This is a genomic window from Variovorax sp. YR216 (assembly GCF_900107745.1).
GTDB lineage: Bacteria > Pseudomonadota > Gammaproteobacteria > Burkholderiales > Burkholderiaceae_C > Variovorax.
Map to the genome: position 1 here is coordinate 345,705 of NZ_FNRO01000002.1, position 19,865 is coordinate 365,569.

Below are 19,865 nucleotides of genomic sequence, written 5' to 3' on the forward strand. Positions count from 1 at the left end.
GTGCAGTCACCGAAGCTCGGAATCGCTCGGCTCCAGCAGGAACGAGAGCCGCTTCAGGATCGCATTCACGAACGCGCTGCGGTGCTGAAAGTAGTTGAAGGTCGGATGCATCTCGCTGCCGACGTGACGCTTGAAGGCGTAACTGGTGACGCCGAAGTCGATCTTCCGGATGCCGTCCCGAATGCAGATGTTGACCGCCTGGAGCATGAGCGCAAAGTACAGCTTGTAGTGCTGGCTCTTGCCGTAGTCCATGCCGATGTACTTGCAGTACATGATCTCCTCGCTGCACATCAACTGGTGGAAGCCGATCATCGTGTCGCCCTCGAAATAGAAGAGGTACTTGCTAGACGATGCGCTTTCCCGGAAGTACTCGACATTCAATTGCTCGAACTGGATGGGGGCGTTGTCGCAGGTCTGGCGATAGAGCTCATGCACCCGCAGCAGATGCTCGGGCGGCAGGCCGTCGACCTCGGCCAGCCGGAGTCCGGCCGAAGCCTTCAGCTTGCGCTTCAGGTCGGTTCGGACCTTGTGTTTGAGCCGCGCCCAGTAGTCGGGGGAAACCTCGAGCACGGGCACCGGCAGGCCGACGACCTTGTTGAAGTTCTTCAGGGCCAGGTTGCCGTCGAAACCCTTGTAGGACACCAGCGGCGCGAGCTTGCGCAGTTCCGAGTTGATCGCTTCGAGAACTTCGGCTGATTGTTCGCCTTCGATGTGCCCGATGTCGGCGGAAGGATGCCCGACGAGGGCGATCCTCAAGGCGAGGCCGCCCAGCAGCTTCTTGAGCAACCCCGGCGGCATCATCGTGTTGAGTGGCAGCTTCATCGTGAAGAAGGGCGCGGTTGCCACCGCCTGGCCTTCTCGCTTGACGATGAGGCAGCCGAGTTCGAAGCCCGGCACGCGTGCCCGGGCGTACGCGCGGTAGAAGGCGCCGCCTTCCGGACTGTCGATGAGAAAGTCCAGAGGGACGTTCTCGACGCGTTCGACCAGGATCATCGCGAGCGGTGCAACGCCAATGCACCGCTGGCGCGGGGGAGCAATCTCAAGTCGGCATCGCCTGCTGCGGCACCTGCTCGATCACCTCGCACATCCGCGCGAGCGTGATGCCGGCTTCGCGCGGGTCCAGCTTGTCTTCGGGAATGCGCAGGCGGAACGCGTCCTCGACGGCAAACACGAACTCCATCAAAGCCAGCGAATCGAGGCCGAGCTCGACCAGAGGCCGATCGGGCCGGATCTCGGCGCGGGCGACCTGGAAGTCGTTCTCGAGAATGATGGAAATGGTCTGGAAGGTGACGGAAGTCATGGCGGAAGGCTGAGACAGCGCATCGCGGGAATCTACTTCGAGCATCTGAACATGGACTGACCTCGCGCAGAGACCTGCGTTTTCGTGTGCACCCGCCGATGTGCAGAAGGCTCGCGATGCACTCGATCGAATGCCGCAGTGCGCCCATCGCCTTGATGTACCAGGCGACAGACCTATCGGATGAGAAGAAACACTGCCACTGCGAGGACGACCGCTGCAATGACGATCTTCGCAACCGAAGGCCAGCCTCTTCTCACCGGCTCGTGCGTGAGGTCCGCGCGATTCAGGGCAACGAAGCCGCTGAAGCTCTGGGTGTCGGTCGATCGATCTGCCATGCGGGTCATTGTGCTGAAGCTTGTTATTCCTATCCAAGGAGAAAACGCACACCTTTGTCCTCAATCTGATCGTGCGGCATGGCTCAGGCACCACTGGGCCGATCGGAGGAGGAATAGGCCCCGGCGTCGTATGCGGCAGCGTAGGTCGACCAGTCCTGCTGCACCTGCTTCGCGGCCTCGATCGAGGCATCGAGCACCCGTGTCTTCCATTTGCTGCGCTGCCCGAAGTCGATCAGCTCATCGGCGATGTCCGAGCCTTCGCGCCCGCCGCTTCGCAATTGCGCCCACGCCACCAGCTTCGCCATCACGGTGATCACACCCTCGAGATCACTGGCGCTTTGCGCCGACTTGCCGCCCAGTGCCACGCGGTCCTCGGCCGGTTGCAGGGCGCGCAGGACGTACGGCGACTGGCCCACGACCACGGGCTGCAGGAAGGCCATGGAAACCGCCTGCACGCGGCGCTGGAGTGTCACGACCCGATGCGCTTCCGACTTCCACTTGGGTTGTTCGACTTTCTTCAGGTGCGGCACCAGCGACGATGGCATGGCCTGCTTCAGGTCCAGCACGTAGTTGCCGTCAGGCGAGCCTTTGCCCTCGACCAGGATCGCGTAGCGGTCGACGCCCAGACTGCCCGTGCCGGCGATGCGCCGCGCCACGTCCAGCACCTCGTAGAACTTCGGGTTCGGCTGCGCCGCGGCAAATTCATGGATGACCTTGACGGCCATCGCCCGCTGCTGGTCGGAGGCTGCCAGCGCCTTCTTGCCATCCGCTCGCAACACGCGCCGGCGTCCTTTCATGTCGGTGCGGCTGGCGAGAAATTGCGAGCGCTGCCGTTCTCGCAACCCGTCGAGCAGCACGCGAACCAGGCCCTGGGCCGTGTCGCGTTCCACCCAGTAGGCCTTGCCGTTGCAGAGCGCCGACGCATAGCTGTCGATGAAGATCTCGCAGAGCCTGCGCACCTCGCGGGTTCCCACGGAGATGCTCTCGGCGCCGACCCAAAGACTGGTCAGGAACCGGATCAAGTCCCAGCTCGCGGGTGCGAGCGCGGCCTCGTCGAAGTCGTTGATGTCGAAGTAGACGAGGCGGTTGTCGCCCTTGTAGCTGCCGAAGTTCTCCAGGTGCAGGTCGCCGCACACCCAGGTCAGCGGCGCCGAGCGCGGCGCGCCGATGCGCGCAAGGCGGTCGTAGAAGAGATGGCAGGTCCCGCGGAGAAACACGAACGGGCTGGTGCGCATGCTGCGGTACTTGAGCGCCAGGCGGTCCGGATCACGGCCCTGATTGAAGGATCGGATTTCACGTACGACATCCATCACGCACCTCCTCTTCCGAGGCATCGATCACTTTCGGCAAGACGATACGCGAAATGGCAAAGGGCCGTGCGCAATTCGTCAGGGAACACTCAGCCTCGTTGCTGCACAGTGCCTTCCATGCCACGCATGTCACAGAGAAGCAGACGTCTGAAGATCATCAAGAATGCGCGCCCGCCGTCAACAGGCGTGATGCTCCGGCACGCGGCCTCTGCCGTGCTGGCCGTGGCGATCATCGCCGGAGTGCATTCAATCAATACGCTCCTGAATCACTGATACGCACGGCGTCGCGTTGCCGCCGGGCATGGCGAGGCCTCACGCACCGGTGCGAACATCTCGGTGGGACAGAGGTCCGTTCGAGTTCAGTCCGTGTTCAGTCGCTCGAAGTAGATTGCCCGGATGATCCGTCCTAGCCAGCTATTGAACGCGGTCGCAGGGTGTGTTGCGACGTCATCGAACAGATCGCACCTGATCTGCGCCTGACTCCGGACAGGACGCGAATGCTGAGCGCAATGCATCTTCGGTTGAGTTGAGAGTCTTCCCGTGACCGCGCGTCTTTCTCCTGTCGACGTTCTTCGTGTCGACCCTTCCGTTTCACGTCGGACCGCCGTGGTGTTGCTGCACGGCCTGTGCAGCACGCCCGATGAGCTGTTGTCGATCGCTGTCGGCCTGCGCGGCGCAGGCTATTCCGTGCACGCGCTGACCGTCGATGGCTATTCTTTCGAGCCCTCGGCACCGTCGCGGCACGCCACATCCTGGCGTCAGTGGGTCGATGCGGTCGAGAGCTGCGTCGATGGTCTGCGCGCGAAGCACGACCGAGTCATGCTCATCGGCATATCGGCCGGCTCTGCGCTGGCCCTTGCCGCCGCGATGCGCTGCGGCGCGCGCATCGATGCGCTGGTCCTGATGTCCACCACGCTGCGCTTCGACGGCTGGGCCATCCCGCGCCGCCACAAGCTCCTGCCGCTGGCCCTGTACACCCCGCTCGGACGCTTCTGGCGCTATCGGGAACGCGCGCCCTATGGTGTCAAGAACGAGCGCGTGCGCCACTGGATCGAGCGTGAGCTGCGCCAGCGCAAGGTCTCGCGCGCGGGCGCCGCGGTCATCGGCATCTCGCACCTGCGAGAACACGACCGCCTGATTCGGCATGTGCGCGGCAGACTGAACCAGGTCACCTGTCCCCGGGTGCTTGCCATTCACGCGAAGGAGGATGAGGTGGCGAGTGTCGCCAACCTGGATCTGCTGCGACAGGGGCTGCGCGGATGCGCGCTGCAGACCGTGGTGGTGGACAACAGCTATCACATGATCACCATCGACAACGATCGCCAGCAGGTGCTGCGCGAAACGCTCGAGTTTGCCGCTGCGGTCTCGCACCGCGTTGCTTGAAGACGTCGAGGCGAAGGCCCGCCGTCCGGAGATTCCGCCATGAGTTCACCCACTTTCGAAACCATTTCCACCATCCTCGAGAACGACTTCCAGGTCGCCCGCGCCGACATCCAGCCCGATCGGCCGCTGGTCGAGCTCGGTCTCGATTCGCTTGCCTTGATGGAGTTCGTGTTTGCCGTCGAGGATGCATTCCATCTGCGCATTCCCGAAGACAAGCTTGACCCGCGCGAAGCCGGCATCACGCTGCGGCGTATGTGCGAGGTGATCGAACAGGCGCCGCCCCAGGCGATGGCGACTTGAGTTCGCTGGTCTGCGTCAGCGGCGTGGGGTTGGTTTCGCCCCTCGGCCACACGCTGGCTGCATTCGACGAGGCCCTGTTCGCGGGTCGTTCCGCCGTCGTCGCGCGGACCCTCGAGATGGAGGGGCTCGAGCCGATGTCGTTGCCCCTCGCGCCTTGCGCGTTCGACGACTCGGAGCGCAGCGTCTCGCGTCTGCCGCTCGACCGCGGGACGGCCATGGCGCTGGCGGCAGCGCGCGATGCCTATGCGCAGGCCGGACTGGCAGAGACGCCGCCGGCGGATGAGCGTCTCGGCATCTACTGGGGCAGCGGCATGGCCGGCATTGCCACCTACGACGACAGCGCGCGAACGCTCTACGTCGAGCGTCGCAGGGTTCGTCCCACGGCTGTGTTGAGCGCCATGCCGAATGCCGCGGCGGCAGAGCTCAGCCTGCGTTTTCGCGCACGCGGTGCGTCGCTGACCTATGCGTGCGCGTGTGCGTCGTCGGCCGTTGCCATTGGCGAGGCGATGCGCGCGATCCGTGCCGGCTGGATCGACGTCGCCATCGTCGGCGGCCATGAGGCCATGCTCACGCCGGGCACGCTTGCGGGCTGGCATGCCATGCGTGTGCTGGCGACCCCGCCGGCCGACGATCCGGCCAGCGCCTGCCGGCCGTTCTCGGCCGACCGGAGCGGCTTCGCCATGGGGGAGGGCGCTGCGGCGCTGGTGATCGAATCGGAGGCCCATGCGAAAGCGCGCGGCGTCGGCGTCGATCTCGTGCTGGCCGGCTATGCCACCAACAGCGACAGCACCCACATGACCAATCCTGACCCGTCCGGTCAGGCGCGTGCGATGCGCGCCGCCCTGGCGGACGCCGGGCTCTCGCCCGCCGATATCGGCCACATCAATGCACACGGCACCGCAACCGCAGCGGGTGACGCGGCCGAGGCGGCGTCGATCCACGATGTGTTCGGCGACGACGCGCCGGTCAGCGCGACCAAGGCGATCCACGGCCACCTGCTGGGCGGCGGCGGCGCGCTCGAACTCGTCGCGACCCTGAGAGCGCTGGTGCACCGCCGGCTGCCGCCGACCGCACATCTGCGCCAACCCGATCCGGCTTTCTCGATCGATGTCGTGCGTGGCGAGGCGCGCAGCGCGCCCGGCCTGCGCTGGGCTGTGTCGAACTCTTTTGCATTCGGCGGTACCAACGCCGTGTTGGTCGCCGGGCGTAGCGGGGGCTGACCGCGCGCTTGCGGGCCACGCGGCGATCAGCGACAAAGCTCGCCGAACCAGCGAGATCCCTCAGCGCCGATTCCGTTCGTCGCCCAGCTTGCCCCTTCGCCGCCCCGGTCGCTCGACCGGCTCGCTGCGTTCCGGCAGCGCTCGCGCTGCCATCCGACGGGACTCCGTCACCGGAGGCGTCGCAACCTCGTCGAGCCCAACGGCTCCGCTAACACAACCAGGGGAATGGCAGGAATGCGCTGGCCACGAGCACCGAGAACACGTTGCCGAAATTGGAACTGGCCGTCATGCGGATGTACTTGAGCATGTTGCTGAAGGTCTTGCGGCCTTCGATCACGCCTTTTGGTTGCCATCCTGGCCGGCTACGCCGGCCTCACCTCGGTCATGAAACGCTTCTACATTCGCCGCTTCGGCTGGCAGTGAAGCGCAACGGCAACGCAGGAGAACGAGAACCATGGAATTTCTGGACAAGACGAATCTGACTTCGCTCGTCAGCACCTTCATCAGTCTCGCGACGGCCTTCATCCTGGGCGGACTGATCGGATTCGAGCGCCAGGTCCGCCAGCGCACGGCCGGCCTTCGCACCAACACGCTGGTGGCGGTGGGCGCAGCGGCCTTCGTGGCGATGGCCGCGCGCGTGGGCGGCCACGACGGCGCGGTTCGCGTGGTCGCCTATGTCGTCTCGGGCATCGGCTTCCTCGGTGCGGGGGCGATCATGAAAGAAGGCGCGAACGTGACAGGCCTGAATACGGCCGCGACGCTCTGGGGTTCGGCCGCGGTCGGTGCATGCGCCGGCCTGGGACTGATCGGCGAGGCGTTGCTCACGGCGCTGTTCGTGCTGGCCAGCAATACCTTGCTGCGCCCCGTGGTCAATCGCATCAACCGTGCGCCCGTGCAGGAAGAGTTCAGCGAAGCCACGTACGTGGTCTATGTGATCTGCCATCGCGAAAGCCAGGCGGAGGTCCACGAGAAGCTGATCGGGTTGCTCGACGCGGCGAGCTACCCGGTCCGCGATGTGGACCAGCACCCGTTCGGACAGAACGACGCCGAGATCGAAGCGACGCTCTATGCAACCGCCGTCGAGGCGCCGGAACTGGATCGGGTCATGGCCCTGCTCGAAGCCGAGCCCGGCGTCTTGCAGGCATTCTGGAGCGCGCGGTCGGAGGACTGAGGCGCGCAGATTTCAGAAGGTGGGCGAGTCCGCATCCGCAGGCTTGGAGGCGAGCGCCGCTTCCTCTCTCGAGAACAGGTCGCCGAAGTAGGCGGCGGGGCCCCCCGCGATCGGGTTCGCTTCCGTCCGCACCAAGTGTCCGGCCATACCGCTGTCCGACGTTCTCGACTGGATGGTCGCGCTCTGCGGGTGACACGCGGAAATCACGATCACCAGGGCTGCAAAGACGATGGGGCGAAATGCACGAGGGCACATGATGAGCTCCTTCACGCGAAACGCCGGTTCGGCGAACTTTCGCCCCGAGCCGTCTTCGCGTTGGACACAGCGTAGGCATTTGCCGCGCGATTGACATCCTCGGAACAGATGACTTGGGAACGCCCGAACGTCATTGACTCAGAGGGGCACTCCTGGAGGGAACGCGCGATTGTGTCCGGTGCGGTCGCCGGGCGCATGCCATCCGTTCTCGGGGTAACGCCTGATGCTGCCCCGATTATCTTGGTTGCCTAATTAAATGAATTCGGCCGATTCGAGGAACAGGACATCATGATCTCCAGGAAATTCAAGGCGCATGCCTTCGCGGTCGCACTCATGGCGGCGGCGGTCGTGGCATCCGGACCGGCCGCTGCGGCGGATCCGATCAAGATCGGGCTGGTCTTGCCGGTGACGGGGCCGTTTGCCTACATGGGCCGCCAGGTCGAGGCCGGGGCATCGCTGTACCTGGCGGAGCACGGCGACACCGTCGCGGGCCGCAAGGTGGAGATCGTGATCAAGGACGACGCAGGCGTGCCTGCGACCACCAAGAGACTGGCGCAGGAACTCGTACTGAACGACAAGGTCGCTGTTCTGGCCGGCTTCGGCCTGACGCCGCAGGCCTTCGCCGCCGCGCCCATCGCCACCCAGAGCAAGACGCCGATGGTCGTCATGCAGGCGGCGACGTCCTCGGTGACCGAGAAGTCTCCCTACATCGTGCGCACCAGCATGACGCTGCCGCAGGTGACCGGCGGGGTGGCCGATTGGGCAGCCAACAACAAGATCAGGAAGGTCGTGTCGCTGGTGTCGGATTTCGCCCCGGGCGTCGATGCCGAAACCACCTTCAAGGAACAGTTCGTCGCGAAAGGCGGCCAGATCGTCGAGGCCTTGCGGATGCCCATGATCACGAACGACTTCTCGCCGTACCTGCAGCGCGCGAGAGACGCCAATCCGGATGCGATCTTCCTGTTCCTTCCTGCCGGGGACTCGGCGGCCATCTTCATGAAGCAGTTCGCGGAACGCGGCATGGACAAGGCTGGGATCAAGCTGATCGGGACCGGCGACATCGTGGATGACGACGTGCTCGGGCAGATGGGCGACGTGGCGCTGGGGACGATCACCTCGCACCACTATTCCGCCGCGCATCCTTCCGCGGCGAACAAGAAGTTCGTCGAGGGGATCGAGAAAGCCAACAAGGGCATGCGGCCCAGCTTCATGGCGGTCGGCGGCTACGACGGCATGCGCGTCATCATGGAAGGCCTGAAGGCCACGAACGGGGCCGGCGGAGAAGCCCTGGTCAACGCGATGAAGGGGCAGCAGTTCGAAAGCCCGCGAGGTCCCGTGCTGATCGATCCGCAGACGCGCGACATTGTCCAGGACGTCTACATCCGCAAGGTCGAGCGCGTCGGGGGCAAGCTGTACAACGTCGAGTTCGACGTCCAGAAGGCCGTGAAGGATCCGGGAAAAGCCAAGCAGTGAATGAAGGTGGAGGGACCCGGGCCTACGCGTCCTGCTCGGGGCCTTGTCCATACCGGCGCATCGCGTTCAGCAGGACCGACAGGTTCCGTACGCCCACTTCGCTGGCGAGTTCCGACTCCGCGATGGCCACGGCCCGGCCGAATGCGGCGAGCCACTTTCGTCCCCACGGCGTGAAGCGCACGATGCGCACGCGCTTGTCGGATGGGTCCTCCACGCGCTCGACCAGTCCCATCGCTGCGCATTGATCGACGAGTTCCGTCATGGCGGCGCTGGTCATGGCGGCTCGCCGCGCCAGTTCGGTGATGCGGGTGCCACCGAGGTCCAGGTGCCGCGTGAAGTTCACGTGCGAGCGGCGCGTCTGCGTGTAGCCGCTGTCCGCCATGAGCGCCAGCACGCGGTCCTCGAAGCGACGCAAGGCGTTGCTCAGGATCCTGCCGGCGTTCCTGGTGCGCCAACTTTCATCCAAGACTTGCTCCCTTCATGGCATGGCTGGGTGGTTCGGTGTTTATACCTGCCGTGGGCGCTGGCGTCCAACAAGATAGTTTGGTAACCTAAATAAATTCCACATCGCTCCGACGTGATGGCCCATGACCGCCAGCGCCCGATCCACCTTGACTGAATCCTCCGTGCTCGAGACGGACGTGCTGATTGCCGGCGGCGGTCCGTGCGGCCTGATGCTCGCGAACGAGCTGGGCCGTCGCGGCATCCGCTGCCTGTTGGTCGATGCCAAGCCGGGCACGGCCTTCAACCCGCAGGCCAACGCGACGCAGGCGCGCACCATGGAGCATTTCCGCCGGCTGGGCTTCGCGCACGAGATTCGCGCGCAGGGGCTGCCGTCGGACCACCCGACGGACATTGCCTACTTCACCCGCTACGCCGGGCACGAGCTCGCCCGCATCAGCCTGCCCACCGCAGCCGAGGCGATCGTCAAGGTCAAGGCCATGACCGGCTCCTGGAGCGCAGCCGAACTGCCGCATCGCGTCTCGCAGAAGTTCGTCGAGCAGACCCTGCGCCGCCATGCAGAGGCCTGGCCGAGCATTGACGTGCGCTACGGCTGGCGGCTCGAACGCTTCGACGACAACGGATCGTCGGTCACTGCCACCATCAGCACCAGCGCGGGTGGCGCAGCGCAGGAGGTGCGGGCCCGGTTCCTGGTCGGCGCCGATGGCGCGCGCAGCTTCGTGCGCCAGCGGCTGGGCATCGAGTGGGGCGGCGTGACCGGCATCCAGCGCGAGTTCATGGGCGGCAAGATGTTTGCCGTCTACCTGCGGGCGCCGCGGTTCCTGTCGGTCTTGCGCCATCCGAAGGCGTGGATGTACGTCGCGGTCAATCACGAGCGGCGCGCTTTCATGGCCTCGGTGGACGGCAAGTCCGAATACGCGTTCCATGCCGCGCTGCGCGCCGGCGAGGATGCCGACGGCTGGACCGAGGCCGATGCGCGCCGGGTCTTCGCCGAGGCCGTCGGCGCCGAGGTGCCGATCGAGATCCTGTCGATGGGAACCTGGCTGGCGGGGCATGCCCTGGTGGCCCGGCGGTTCCAGCGAGGTCGCGTCTTCATCGCCGGCGACGCCGCCCACTTGTTCACGCCCACCGGCGGCCTCGGCTACAACACCGCGGTCGAGGATGCAGTGAATCTTGGATGGAAGCTGGCCAGCGTCGTGCGCGGCAAGGCGCCGCTCGCGCTGCTGGACAGCTACGAGGCCGAGCGCAAACCGCTGGCGGAGCGAAATACCGGCTACGCGCGCCGCTTCGCCGATTCCGTGGGGTTGTTCGCGGCCAGGCCCGAACTGGACGAAGATTCCTTGCGCGGCGAGGCCGAGCGTGCGTCCGCTTCGCGCTACCTCAACGAGCACGCCCGCCTCGAATTCAACATCCCCGGCGTGACCTTTGGGGTGCGCTACGACGGCTCGCCCCTCATCGTCGCGGACGGCGCACCGCTGCCGCCGGACGAGCCGAACAACTACGTCCCGACGGCCAGCCCTGGTGGCCGACCGCCCCACGCCTGGCTGGACGATGGGCGTTCGTTGTTCGACCTGTTCCATGTGGAGTGGACGCTGCTCGCGTTGGGTCCCGATGCCCCCGCCACCGGACCCTTCGAAGCCGCCGCGCGCGCCTCGGGCACCGACCTGCGCGTGGTGCGCCTGCCCGAGCCGGCTCTTCGGGCGCTCTACGAGGCGCCACTCGCCTTGATCCGTCCGGACCAGATCGTCGCCTGGCGCGGCGCCGACGCGCACGACGCCGAGCGCGTGCTGGCTCGCGTCACCGGTCGCCAAGCTCACTGAGGCGCGATGCCGGCGGGCTCCGCCGGTTGCCACCGTCTCTTCCCCACCCAAGTGGCATGAGGGAAATCTGCCGGCGCTAATTCTCAGCTCAGAAATGTGCGCGCATCATCGCGGGCGTTCTGGCGCGCCAACAAGAAGCGGGGGTGCATCGTGTCCCATCGTGCTCGCAGGGTAGCCGTGTGCCGACCAAGCCTCATTTCATGTGCTGCAGCCGGACTCGTCCTCTGCGGCTGCGGCGGCGGTGGCGGTGGGGGCGGAGGTGCGAGCAGCACGGCCGCCGCGATCCTGAGCGACATGTCACCCCCTACCGTGACCGCCGTGCGCGCCGGCGCGTCGCCGTTCATCGCGTTCGTGGACCTGCATTTCCCGGGAACAGGCGCCACGACTTCGGTGCACTACAGCATCGAGCCCAAGCCGGGGACCGTCTCGAGACCCGTCGACGTCAGCTATGCAGCCGCCTACTTGCAGCGGCGGGGCTATGTCGTCGCGAGCAGCAGCACCATCACGGTGCCCGTCTTCGGTCTGTATTCGAACTATGCGAACCAGGTCGACGTCGACGTACGAACCGCTGGCAGGCTGACGCAGCAATTGCGCGTGGAAGTCGACACCGCGGCCTACACCGATCCGAACGGCATCTATGACCGGCCGGTCACGATGAAGGCGCGCGTAGCCGGCGACTCGCTGGGGTTCGACTACTTCTACATGAAGTCCGGCCTGGGCAGCCCGGTGGTCGTCGATACCGACGGCCAGATCCGGTGGGTGGTTCCAACGGCGCTGCCGTCCCTCTCTTCGCTGTTCGTCGAGAACCATTTCGTCATCGGCGACAGCACGCCAGTCCAGGTCCGGCGCCTGGAACTGGACGGAACATCCAGCGTGACGGGGCTGGGCGCCGTCGACGTCACCGACTTCAACCACAACGTCGATCCGGGCAAGGTCGGCCTGCTGGCCGACGTCGACACTGCACTCAATGGTGTGACGAACTACGAGAGCACGGTCGTCGAATTCGACCCCCACAACGGCAGCGTGCTCTCGCAATGGGACCTGGGCGACATCCTGTCGCGCTACATGCGAAGCCATGGCGATGACCCGGCGTCGTTCGTGCGGCCGGGCGCCGACTGGTTTCACCTGAACGCCGCGACCTACGACCCGAGCGACGATTCGGTCATCGTCTCCAGCCGCGAGAACTTCATTGCGAAGATCGACTACGACAGCGGCGATCTCATCTGGATCCTCGGCGACCCGACGAAATATTGGCACACGTTCCCCTCGCTGGCCGCCAGGAGCCTCACGCTCGCAGCCGGCGGCCTGTACCCCATCGGACAGCATGCCGTGTCGATCACGCACGACGGCCTGGTGCAGGTGTTCAACGACGGATTGGGCTCCGTCAATCAACCCGCCGGTGCTCCGACGGGAGAAAGCAGAAACTACAGTGCCGTTTCGGCCTATTCGACTGATGAGGGCCATCTGGCTGCGGCGGAAGTCCGTCGGTTCGACGATGGCCAGAGCATCTTCTCCAGCATTTGCTCGAGCGCTTACGAGGCGCCGGCCGGCGCGTCCGTTCTGATCAGCTATGCGGTGGCTGACAACTTCACGCGTGCGCGGCTGATCGGCCTCGACGCGAGCCAGAACGTGGCCTTCGACTTCCAGTACGCAGCGTCGGGGTGCAACACCAGTTGGAACGCCCAGCCGATCCCATTCGAATCGATGCAGTTCACCCAATAGCCCATCAGGTTTTCGCCACGGGCGGCCGACCCTGGCGCGCCGCCTGCCTGAAGGCCCGGCCGCGCGGAATCAGCATGCCGACCTGCCTGCGATAAGCGCGATGCCGTTCGCCGAACTGCACGAGCAGGTCGCGCTCTTCGAATGCGATGCCGATCAGGATGTAGGCACTGAACCCGAGCGCGAACAGCAGTCGCCCGAGCGTCATGACCGGCACGGACCAGAAGCTCAGCAGAAAGCCCGCGTAAAGGGGATGACGCACGTAGCGGTAGAACAGCGGCGTTCTGAATTCGCCCTGTGGCGCAGTGCGGCCGGTCAAGCCCGCAAAGACCTGCTGCAGCCCGAACAGCTCGAAGTGGTTGAGAAGAAACGTGCTGACGAGGGCCACCAGCCACCCGAGCCCGAACAGGCCCCACAGCAGCGCGGCGATGGACTCGTGCTCGACGCGCCACACGACGGGGGCGTCGATCGGTAGCCAGAGCCGTAACATCAACACCAGGACGACGCAGGTGGCGACGACGAAGGTGCTGCGCTCGATGACCGCCGGGACAAGCTGCGCCCACCAGCGCTTGAAGCCTCTGCGCGCCATCACGCTGTGCTGGACGCCGAAGAGAACGAGCAGTGCCACATCGGTGCCCACGGCTTGCATCCAACCCGCGCCGGGACCGACGTCGACCGACCTGGGGACCCACAGATTGCCGCTGAAGCCGATGAAATACAGCAGCGTCGCCGTGCTCGCCAGGTAGGCGAGCAGGCCATAGACAAACGACAACAGGGCGCGCACGGTGAACTCCTTGGTGCAACTGAAAGCGTCACCCTAGAAGTCGGGCGTCCCTTGAACGTCCCTGGGCAGCGGCGCCACACCCGGCTATAAAACACGCGATGCCTTCACCCACCCGATCTGCCGCAAGTGAACTGCCTGCCCCGAGGCTGCAGGTCTTTGGCGTGCCCGCGCTGGTCGTGCAGGGGCATGAAGTCCCGCTCTCGCTCAAGCGCGCGTTCGCGCTGCTGGCCTATCTCGCCTTCCACCCCGGGCCCGTGCCTCGGGCGCACCTCGCCACGCTGCTCTGGCCGGATGCCGATGAAGCGCAAGGCCGCGCGCGGCTGCGCAGACTGGTCTACACGCTGGAGGAGGCGGTGGGTTGCAGGATGCTTTCGTCTGCCAACGATTGCCTGTCGCTCGCGGCAGGGCGAATCGCGACGGACGCACTGCAGTTCACCCGGTTTGCGCGCAGCGCTGTCGCTTCGGAGGCGCTCGAGGAAGCCACCCTGAGCGAGGCGCGCGAATGGATTGACCGCGCACGCCGACCGCTCCTGCAGGGCATCAGCCTGGGATCCGAAGCGTTCGACGATTGGGTCAAGGCGGTGTCGATCGAGCATGAGCACCTCCTGGCGCGCCTCCTCGAGCGGGTCATCGATGCGTTGGCCAGGCGCGGCGAGTTTGCAGCGGCGCTGGATCTGGCCGAGATCCTTCTGGCGCTCGATACCTACCGGGAACCCAGCTACGTTCTTCTGATGCAGCTGCATGCCCTCCAGGGGCACAGCGCGGGGGTTGAAGCCACCTACACGCGCTGCGCGGACGTTCTGCGCGCGGAGTTCGGGATCGGCCCCGGTCCGCAGACCGAGAAGGCGTACCTGCGGATGACCGAAGACCTCAGGCGTCTGTGGTCCCACCGTGTCGAGCGACCCGGCGTGCGGTTCGCCGAGAGTGCCGCCGGGACCATCGCCTATACGGTGCTCGGGTCAGGCGAGCAGGCACTGGTCGTTTGCCCTGGCTTCGTGTGTCACATCGAGATTGCCTTGGAGCATCCCCCGATTCGCGCGTGTGTCCAGGCGCTGGCTGAACGCTTCCGGGTCGTCCTGTTCGACCGGCGCGGGATCGGCATGTCCGAGCGCTTGCGCGCGGCGAGCACGCCCGCCGCCCTCGCTCAGGACATTGCGGCGATCCTCGACGATGCGGGCTTGCCGAGGGCCTGGCTCTTTGGTTCGTCCGAGGGCTCCCTGGGCGCGATGCACCTGGCGGTGGACCATCCGGATCGTGTTGCGGGACTGTGCCTTTTCGGGGCACTGGCGCGTGGCGCGGCCGCGCCGGACTATCCGTGGGCCTTGCCCGCCGCGGCCTACGACGTCTGGCTGAAGCGACTCGTGGCCGGGTGGGGCGGTCCTGCCGGCATCGAGACCTTTGCGCCGAGCGAGCAGGACGATCCGGCGGTGCGTGCGTGGTGGGCACGCCTCGTGCGGCATGCCGCCTCCCCCGGCGGATTGGAAGCCATCCTGGCTGGCCTGCGCGATGCCGACATGCGGCCGGCACTGGAGCGCATCAGGGTGCCGACGCTCGTGATGCACAGGCGCGGCGACCGGGCGGTCCGGTTCGAAGCGGGCGAGCACCTTGCCCGGACGATTCCCGGCGCGGTTTGGCATCCGCTCGAAGGCACCGATCACTTCTGGTGGGCGGGCGACAGTCAGCCGGTCATCCAGGCGATATTGAACTTTGCCGGCCGATGACGCACGCGGCCGGCTTCCGGCCGCCGATTAGCATGTCGCATGCCATCCACGACCGACATTTCCGATTTCCTGGCCGCCGAGTTTCCACAGACCAAGTGCAGGGTGGATGCCGTAGGCGGCATGTCCGCCACGGTGCGCCACGAAGTCGGACCCGACGAACTGCGCCCCGGCGGCACGGTGTCCGGTCCGGTGCTGATGGCGGTCGCCGACGTCGCCCTGTACGTGGCGATCCTCGGCGAGATCGGCATCGTTCCGCTTGCAGTGACGACCAACCTCAACATCAACTTTCTTCGGAAGCCTCCGGCGGATCGAGCCATCGTCGGTTCCTGCAAACTCATCAAGGTCGGGAGGTCCCTGGCGGTCGGGGAGGTGACTCTGTATTCGGAGGGCCTGCCGGAGCCGGTCGCGCATGTCGTGGGCACATACGCATTGCCGCCGGACCGGCCGCGGTAGATCCTCTGCCCTTCAACTTTCGCCGCGGCTGCCGATAACCCGTTCTGGAAACTCATAGAACGGAAAAGCCATGGTTTCGGCAGTCAGTACAGGCAGCAGCACCGCCACGGGCGGGAGCAGCAACATCAGCTCTCAGATCGCGGCGCTGCAACGGCAGTTGACCGCGCTGCAAAAGCAGTTGACCAAGCTGCAGAAGGGCGACAGCACGCAGGACACCCAAATGCAGGAGAACCTGCTGTCCCGGCAGATCGCGATGATCCAGGCCGAGATCACGGCTCTGCAGGCTGCCGCGACGCAGAAGAGCGCCATGCAAGGGAGCCAGGCCGCGAGCGTCTCTCGGGGGCAGTCGGGCTCGGCGTCCGGCAGCATGATCGACACCCAGGCCTGAAGTCGAGGGCGCGGGCGGCACGGTTCAGGATTCAGATCGGCCCGCGCGCGCTCAGAACACCCCGAAGATCTTGAGGAGGATGATCACGCCGATCGGCACGCCGCAAAGCCAGAGGATGAGACTCTTCATGTTGAACTCCTGTTGATGGGTTCATGATTAGCGGCGCAGGGGCGGGCGCAAGAAAGACAAAGCCACCCTTTGGCGTGCGCATCTCGCCTACGCGCGTCGGCTCATGCTGGCCGTCCGAGGTCAATAGAAATTGCAGGCCGGCGGCACGCCCGCGTGCCACGGCAGTGGCTCCGCCGAAAGCCGCCAGCGCAGTCCGGTGATTCCAAAGGCGCCGCCGGGCGCACTCATCATCGGCCCGGCAGCGACCCAGCCCTGCATGCCGTCGTTGAACGGTTGCACGAAGGTGAGGACGCCCTCGGCCGTTGCGACTTGCGCGTTCGCATAGTCCCAGTCGAAATACGAACAGCTGTACGGGTACGAGGGCAAGGCCGTGAGGATCGGGAAGCTGCCGACGAGGGGCATCCGGAATACTTCCTGCACATCGGCGAACCCCGCCGGCAGCGCCGGTGCGGTCGCGATGGGGATCGACGGGCCGCCAGGCACGATGCTGCAATTGAAGACCTCGAGGTAGGACTGAGAGACCGTGGTCTTGGTGCCCTGCTTCAGGAATTGCGCGATCTCCTTGGCGTAGGCGTAGATCAGGTTGCCCATGAAGACTGCCGCCGCGTTGTCGAGGTACATGCGGATCACGCAGTTGTGCCATTGGGCACCACCGGACCGGACCACGTAGGGGATCACCAGGATCAGCTCGTCGTAAGGCGGCACCCCGCTCGGAATCACGTTGCCGTTCGAAATCCAGCACAGGTTGCCCTGCACGCCCAGCATCAGGATCACGGGGTGGGTCGTGACCGTGGGGTCGTTCCGCTGCGCGAGCTCGAGGCCTTCGGGGAGCGCAGCGGTCACCAGGGCGTTGTCGAGCAGGGTGATGAGCAGCGTGCCGTCATAGCTCGACTGCCCGCCATTGATGACCTTTGGAGGACCGGGCAGGTAGCCGCCCTTGAAATGGCTCTTCGACAGCGGACCGGGCGAAGGCGGCTTCAGGGGCGCGGGCGCCAGGGTGGATGCGATGTCCTGCCATCCGAACACGCGGTGGCGAAGCCACCGGACGATCGCATCGACCCACGAGAACCTGGCGAGGTCGGCTCGAACGGGATGAACGAGAGGGTCCACAGGGCCTCCGTTTCGCGAGGGGACGCCCTACGTTGCTCCCTTTTCCACCCGATGTCGATCCCCTGGGCGGCGGATGTGGGTCCGTTACCTCAACCCCTGCACCAGCCGCAGCATCGCCTCGATCCCCGCATCGAACCGGGGCGTGAGCATGGCGCCCAGATGGGGCATCAACAGTTGCAGCATTCCGATGCCCGCGAGCAGGGTCAGCGGAAAGCCGACAGCGAAGATGCTGAACTGAGGCGAGGCGCGGTTGAGGATGCCCATTGCCAGGTTGAGCGTGAGCAACGCGGTGACGAGCGGCAGCGACAGCATCAGCCCGGTCGCGAAGATCTGCCCGCCGCCGGCCGCGATGACCATCCATCCATTGGCGTTGAGCGGTGCGTCGGAGATCGGCAGCGCCTGGAAGCTCTCGGCCAGCGCCGCGATCATCATCAGATGGCCGTCCACCGCGATGAAGATCAGCATCGCCAGCATGTTGAGGAAGCGCGCCACCACCATGGTCGCCCCACCGTTCATCGGGTCGAAGAAGGACGCGAACGACAGGCCCATCTGCAGGCCGATGTATTCGCCCGCCGCCAGCACTGCGGTGAAGACCAGCTTCATGGTGAAGCCCATGGCCGCGCCGATGAGGACCTGCTGGATGATGATCCACACGCCGCCCGCCGAGACGACCGGCACGTCGGGCATCGGCCCGAGCGTCGGCGCGAGCAGGATTGCGAACACGGCCGCGAAGCCGACCTTGACCTGCCGCGGCACCGTCGCTTCGCCGAGGACCGGCGCGGTGCTGACCAGCGCCAGCATGCGCACGAAGGGCCAGAGGAAGGCCACCAGCCACGCGGTGAGCTGTGCGGAGGTGACCGAGAAGACCTGCGGCATCGGCGCAGGCCCTAGCCCACGAGCTGCGGAATGCTCATGAACAGCGCCCGGATGTAGTCGAGCATCTTCTCAAGCATCCACGGTCCGGCAATGATCAGCGTCAGGAAGATCGCGACCAGCTTGGGGATGAACGACAGGGTCGCTTCGTTGATCTGCGTGGCCGCCTGGAAGATGCTGATCACCAGGCCGATCAGGAGCGCCACCAGCAGCAGCGGCGCACCGAGCATCAGCGTCACCTGGATGGCCTGGCTGCCGATGGTCATGACGGTTTCGGGGGTCATGGCCGGCCTCCCGCCGGGCCGCCCCAAGGGAGGGCCGAGCCCCCTCGGGGGGCAGCGACGACACGAAGTGCGGAGCGTGGGGGCATCGTGGATTCTCTAGGTGAAGAAGCTCTGGGCGAGCGCGCCGATGAGGAGTTGCCAACCGTCCGCCAGCACGAAAAGCATCAGCTTGAACGGCAGCGCGATGCTGGCCGGCGGCACCATCATCATCCCCATCGACATCAGCACGCTCGCGACCACCATGTCGATGATGAGGAACGGGATGAAGATGGTGAAGCCGATCTGGAAGGCGGTCTTCAGCTCGCTGATCACGAAGGCGGGCAGCAGGATGCGCAGCGGCACTTGCTCGGGGCCTTGCATCTCCGGTGCCTTGGCGAGCTTGGCGAACAGCGCGAGGTCGTTCTCGCGCGTCTGCCGCAGCATGAAGGTCTTGAAGGGCTCGATGCCGCGCTCCAGCGCTTTCTCGGTGCTGATCTTGTTGTCCGAGAAAGGCTTGTAGGCGTCGGTGTAGGCCTTGTCGAACACCGGCGACATCACGAAGAAGGTGAGGAAGAGCGACAGCCCGACCAGGACCTGGTTGGGCGGCGAAGCCTGGGTGCCGATCGCGGTGCGCAAGAGGCCCAGCACGATCAGGATGCGCGTGAAGCTGGTCATCGACAGCAGCAGCGCGGGCAGGAAGGTGATCGAGGTCAGCATCACCAGCGTTTGCACGCTGAGCGACCAGGTCTGGCTGCCGCCGGGGCCGGGCGTGCTGGTCAGGCCGGGCAGGCCCTGCGTCCAGGCTGCGAGCGGCAGCATCGCCGCGAGCAGCACCACGCCGCCCCGAAGGCTTCGGCGAAAAAGGTTGCGCATCATGGAGCCGGGCGGGTCTTGCCGGTGATGGATTCGCGCAGCTTCTGCGCGAAGAGGTCGATGGGTTTGAGTGCCGCGGCGCTGGCGGCAACCGGGGCTTGTGGCACGGCCTGCGCGGGCAGGGTGTGCAGCGTGTTGATCTGGCTGGGCGTCACGCCAAGCACCAGCCAGTTGCCGCCGACTTCGACAACAACGACGCGCTCGCGCTGACCGATGTTCGAGCTCGACACCACCCTCACGACGTTGCCGCCATTGAAGCGCTGCAACCCGAAGCGCCGCGCCAGCCACGCACACAGAAAGATCAGCCCCAGCACCACCACCATGCCGAAGCCCGCCTGCAGCAGCCCGCCCGCGCCAACCGCCGGCGCAGCCTCGGCAGCGCTGTGCGAAGGAACCGTGGGCAGCACCGCATGCGCCGGCAGCGCCGCAAGCGCCACCACAGCCGTAGACAAGCGAGCGCTCCAAGCCAGGAATCCCGTGGAACCGGCTTTGCCGGGCCACTGGGATTGCCCCCTGCAAGGGG

The 19,865-nt window shown here is 65.8% G+C and carries 23 protein-coding genes; 10 read left to right on the forward strand and 13 right to left on the reverse strand.

Annotation, left to right across the window (positions count from 1 at the left end):
- Nucleotides 1–6 precede the first annotated feature (6 nt).
- The 4 genes from BLW05_RS06425 to BLW05_RS06435 all read right to left on the reverse strand — a co-directional run bounded on the left by BLW05_RS06425 (nucleotide 7) and on the right by BLW05_RS06435 (nucleotide 2,945).
- A complete protein-coding gene (locus BLW05_RS06425) occupies nucleotides 7–993 on the reverse strand; it encodes a GNAT family N-acetyltransferase (protein ID WP_093161199.1) in 987 nt (328 codons plus the stop codon).
- Nucleotides 994–1,039: 46 nt separating this feature from the next.
- Entirely contained in the window at nucleotides 1,040–1,300 is a 261-nt protein-coding gene (locus tag BLW05_RS06430; RefSeq protein ID WP_093162091.1) for an acyl carrier protein, read from the reverse strand.
- A 173-nt stretch (nucleotides 1,301–1,473) separates the two neighbouring features.
- Nucleotides 1,474–1,635 (reverse strand): hypothetical protein, encoded by a 162-nt coding sequence (locus BLW05_RS35865; protein WP_177142575.1) that lies wholly within the window; start codon nucleotides 1,633–1,635, stop codon nucleotides 1,474–1,476.
- Nucleotides 1,636–1,718: 83 nt separating this feature from the next.
- Nucleotides 1,719–2,945, reverse strand: coding sequence for a DUF2252 domain-containing protein (locus BLW05_RS06435; protein WP_093161200.1), 1,227 nt, complete (start codon nucleotides 2,943–2,945; stop codon nucleotides 1,719–1,721).
- A 540-nt stretch (nucleotides 2,946–3,485) separates the two neighbouring features.
- On the opposite strand from BLW05_RS06435, the gene BLW05_RS06440 reads away from it, so the two are divergent.
- Genes BLW05_RS06440 through BLW05_RS06450 form a run of 3 tightly spaced genes read left to right on the forward strand, consistent with a single transcriptional unit; the run spans nucleotide 3,486 to nucleotide 5,848 of the window.
- Nucleotides 3,486–4,328, forward strand: coding sequence for an alpha/beta hydrolase (locus tag BLW05_RS06440; RefSeq protein ID WP_093161202.1), 843 nt, complete (start codon nucleotides 3,486–3,488; stop codon nucleotides 4,326–4,328).
- A gap of 39 nt (nucleotides 4,329–4,367) precedes the next feature.
- Nucleotides 4,368–4,628 (forward strand): acyl carrier protein, encoded by a 261-nt coding sequence (locus BLW05_RS06445; RefSeq protein ID WP_093161203.1) that lies wholly within the window; start codon nucleotides 4,368–4,370, stop codon nucleotides 4,626–4,628.
- Nucleotides 4,625–5,848, forward strand: a complete 1,224-nt coding sequence (locus BLW05_RS06450; protein WP_093161205.1) for a beta-ketoacyl-[acyl-carrier-protein] synthase family protein — start codon at nucleotides 4,625–4,627, stop codon at nucleotides 5,846–5,848. Before BLW05_RS06445 ends, BLW05_RS06450 begins: the two co-directional genes overlap by 4 nt.
- 208 nt (nucleotides 5,849–6,056) lie before the next feature.
- Here the strand turns inward: BLW05_RS06450 and BLW05_RS36375 are convergent, their stop codons facing one another.
- Nucleotides 6,057–6,185 carry a hypothetical protein gene (locus tag BLW05_RS36375; RefSeq protein ID WP_256330071.1) on the reverse strand — a complete coding sequence of 43 codons (129 nt, stop codon included), beginning with the start codon at nucleotides 6,183–6,185 and terminating at the stop codon, nucleotides 6,057–6,059.
- A gap of 117 nt (nucleotides 6,186–6,302) precedes the next feature.
- On the opposite strand from BLW05_RS36375, the gene BLW05_RS06455 reads away from it, so the two are divergent.
- The gene (locus BLW05_RS06455) at nucleotides 6,303–7,019 is read left to right on the forward strand and encodes an MgtC/SapB family protein (RefSeq protein WP_093161206.1); all 717 of its coding nucleotides are present in this window, start codon (nucleotides 6,303–6,305) and stop codon (nucleotides 7,017–7,019) included.
- 12 nt (nucleotides 7,020–7,031) lie between these two features.
- Here the strand turns inward: BLW05_RS06455 and BLW05_RS06460 are convergent, their stop codons facing one another.
- Entirely contained in the window at nucleotides 7,032–7,289 is a 258-nt protein-coding gene (locus tag BLW05_RS06460) for a hypothetical protein (protein ID WP_143044781.1), read from the reverse strand.
- Between the two features lie 273 nt (nucleotides 7,290–7,562).
- Here BLW05_RS06460 and BLW05_RS06465 point away from each other — a divergent pair, with 273 nt between their 5' ends.
- Nucleotides 7,563–8,747, forward strand: a complete 1,185-nt coding sequence (locus BLW05_RS06465) for an ABC transporter substrate-binding protein (protein WP_093161209.1) — start codon at nucleotides 7,563–7,565, stop codon at nucleotides 8,745–8,747.
- A 22-nt stretch (nucleotides 8,748–8,769) separates the two neighbouring features.
- Here the strand turns inward: BLW05_RS06465 and BLW05_RS06470 are convergent, their stop codons facing one another.
- The gene (locus tag BLW05_RS06470; protein WP_256330072.1) at nucleotides 8,770–9,213 is read right to left on the reverse strand and encodes a MarR family winged helix-turn-helix transcriptional regulator; all 444 of its coding nucleotides are present in this window, start codon (nucleotides 9,211–9,213) and stop codon (nucleotides 8,770–8,772) included.
- 121 nt (nucleotides 9,214–9,334) lie between these two features.
- On the opposite strand from BLW05_RS06470, the gene BLW05_RS06475 reads away from it, so the two are divergent.
- Together BLW05_RS06475 and BLW05_RS06480 are read left to right on the forward strand one after the other, a co-directional pair.
- On the forward strand, nucleotides 9,335–11,029 hold the full coding sequence (locus tag BLW05_RS06475) for an FAD-dependent oxidoreductase (protein WP_093161211.1): 1,695 nt from the start codon (nucleotides 9,335–9,337) through the stop codon (nucleotides 11,027–11,029).
- Between the two features lie 294 nt (nucleotides 11,030–11,323).
- Entirely contained in the window at nucleotides 11,324–12,751 is a 1,428-nt protein-coding gene (locus tag BLW05_RS06480) for an aryl-sulfate sulfotransferase (protein ID WP_093161212.1), read from the forward strand.
- Nucleotides 12,752–12,755: 4 nt separating this feature from the next.
- Here BLW05_RS06480 and mddA read toward each other — a convergent pair whose 3' ends face one another.
- Nucleotides 12,756–13,532: a methanethiol S-methyltransferase gene (mddA, locus tag BLW05_RS06485; protein WP_093161214.1), complete on the reverse strand. Its 777-nt coding sequence runs from the start codon at nucleotides 13,530–13,532 to the stop codon at nucleotides 12,756–12,758.
- Between the two features lie 161 nt (nucleotides 13,533–13,693).
- On the opposite strand from mddA, the gene BLW05_RS06490 reads away from it, so the two are divergent.
- The 3 genes from BLW05_RS06490 to BLW05_RS06500 all read left to right on the forward strand — a co-directional run bounded on the left by BLW05_RS06490 (nucleotide 13,694) and on the right by BLW05_RS06500 (nucleotide 16,094).
- Complete coding sequence (locus BLW05_RS06490) at nucleotides 13,694–15,253, forward strand: bifunctional AfsR/SARP family transcriptional regulator/alpha/beta hydrolase (RefSeq protein WP_177142576.1); 1,560 nt, start codon at nucleotides 13,694–13,696, stop codon at nucleotides 15,251–15,253.
- Between the two features lie 39 nt (nucleotides 15,254–15,292).
- Nucleotides 15,293–15,706 (forward strand): PaaI family thioesterase, encoded by a 414-nt coding sequence (locus BLW05_RS06495; protein ID WP_093161217.1) that lies wholly within the window; start codon nucleotides 15,293–15,295, stop codon nucleotides 15,704–15,706.
- Between the two features lie 70 nt (nucleotides 15,707–15,776).
- On the forward strand, nucleotides 15,777–16,094 hold the full coding sequence (locus BLW05_RS06500; protein WP_093161218.1) for a FlxA-like family protein: 318 nt from the start codon (nucleotides 15,777–15,779) through the stop codon (nucleotides 16,092–16,094).
- Between the two features lie 249 nt (nucleotides 16,095–16,343).
- On the opposite strand, the gene BLW05_RS06505 is transcribed toward BLW05_RS06500, so the two are convergent.
- From BLW05_RS06505 to fliO, 5 genes are all read right to left on the reverse strand, one after another.
- Nucleotides 16,344–17,333 carry an acetoacetate decarboxylase family protein gene (locus tag BLW05_RS06505; RefSeq protein WP_093161220.1) on the reverse strand — a complete coding sequence of 330 codons (990 nt, stop codon included), beginning with the start codon at nucleotides 17,331–17,333 and terminating at the stop codon, nucleotides 16,344–16,346.
- Between the two features lie 84 nt (nucleotides 17,334–17,417).
- Nucleotides 17,418–18,209 (reverse strand): flagellar biosynthetic protein FliR, encoded by a 792-nt coding sequence (fliR, locus tag BLW05_RS06510; RefSeq protein WP_093161222.1) that lies wholly within the window; start codon nucleotides 18,207–18,209, stop codon nucleotides 17,418–17,420.
- A gap of 11 nt (nucleotides 18,210–18,220) precedes the next feature.
- Nucleotides 18,221–18,490: a flagellar biosynthesis protein FliQ gene (gene fliQ, locus BLW05_RS06515; RefSeq protein WP_093161223.1), complete on the reverse strand. Its 270-nt coding sequence runs from the start codon at nucleotides 18,488–18,490 to the stop codon at nucleotides 18,221–18,223.
- A 96-nt stretch (nucleotides 18,491–18,586) separates the two neighbouring features.
- Nucleotides 18,587–19,345 carry a flagellar type III secretion system pore protein FliP gene (fliP, locus tag BLW05_RS06520; protein WP_093161225.1) on the reverse strand — a complete coding sequence of 253 codons (759 nt, stop codon included), beginning with the start codon at nucleotides 19,343–19,345 and terminating at the stop codon, nucleotides 18,587–18,589.
- On the reverse strand, nucleotides 19,342–19,794 hold the full coding sequence (gene fliO / locus BLW05_RS06525) for a flagellar biosynthetic protein FliO (protein WP_256330073.1): 453 nt from the start codon (nucleotides 19,792–19,794) through the stop codon (nucleotides 19,342–19,344). The genes fliP and fliO overlap by 4 nt, the downstream gene beginning before the upstream one ends.
- Nucleotides 19,795–19,865: the final 71 nt, after the last annotated feature.

Coding starts and splice junctions, on each gene's coding strand:
- BLW05_RS06425 (WP_093161199.1), bottom strand. CDS start 993: ATGATCCTGGTCGAACGCGTCGAGAACGTCCCTCTGGACTTTCTCATC.
- BLW05_RS06430 (WP_093162091.1), bottom strand. CDS start 1,300: ATGACTTCCGTCACCTTCCAGACCATTTCCATCATTCTCGAGAACGAC.
- BLW05_RS35865 (WP_177142575.1), bottom strand. CDS start 1,635: ATGGCAGATCGATCGACCGACACCCAGAGCTTCAGCGGCTTCGTTGCC.
- BLW05_RS06435 (WP_093161200.1), bottom strand. CDS start 2,945: ATGGATGTCGTACGTGAAATCCGATCCTTCAATCAGGGCCGTGATCCG.
- BLW05_RS06445 (WP_093161203.1), top strand. CDS start 4,368: ATGAGTTCACCCACTTTCGAAACCATTTCCACCATCCTCGAGAACGAC.
- BLW05_RS06455 (WP_093161206.1), top strand. CDS start 6,303: ATGGAATTTCTGGACAAGACGAATCTGACTTCGCTCGTCAGCACCTTC.
- BLW05_RS06465 (WP_093161209.1), top strand. CDS start 7,563: ATGATCTCCAGGAAATTCAAGGCGCATGCCTTCGCGGTCGCACTCATG.
- BLW05_RS06475 (WP_093161211.1), top strand. CDS start 9,335: ATGACCGCCAGCGCCCGATCCACCTTGACTGAATCCTCCGTGCTCGAG.
- BLW05_RS06480 (WP_093161212.1), top strand. CDS start 11,324: ATGTCACCCCCTACCGTGACCGCCGTGCGCGCCGGCGCGTCGCCGTTC.
- BLW05_RS06495 (WP_093161217.1), top strand. CDS start 15,293: ATGCCATCCACGACCGACATTTCCGATTTCCTGGCCGCCGAGTTTCCA.
- BLW05_RS06500 (WP_093161218.1), top strand. CDS start 15,777: ATGGTTTCGGCAGTCAGTACAGGCAGCAGCACCGCCACGGGCGGGAGC.
- fliR (WP_093161222.1), bottom strand. CDS start 18,209: ATGCCGCAGGTCTTCTCGGTCACCTCCGCACAGCTCACCGCGTGGCTG.
- fliQ (WP_093161223.1), bottom strand. CDS start 18,490: ATGACCCCCGAAACCGTCATGACCATCGGCAGCCAGGCCATCCAGGTG.
- fliP (WP_093161225.1), bottom strand. CDS start 19,345: ATGATGCGCAACCTTTTTCGCCGAAGCCTTCGGGGCGGCGTGGTGCTG.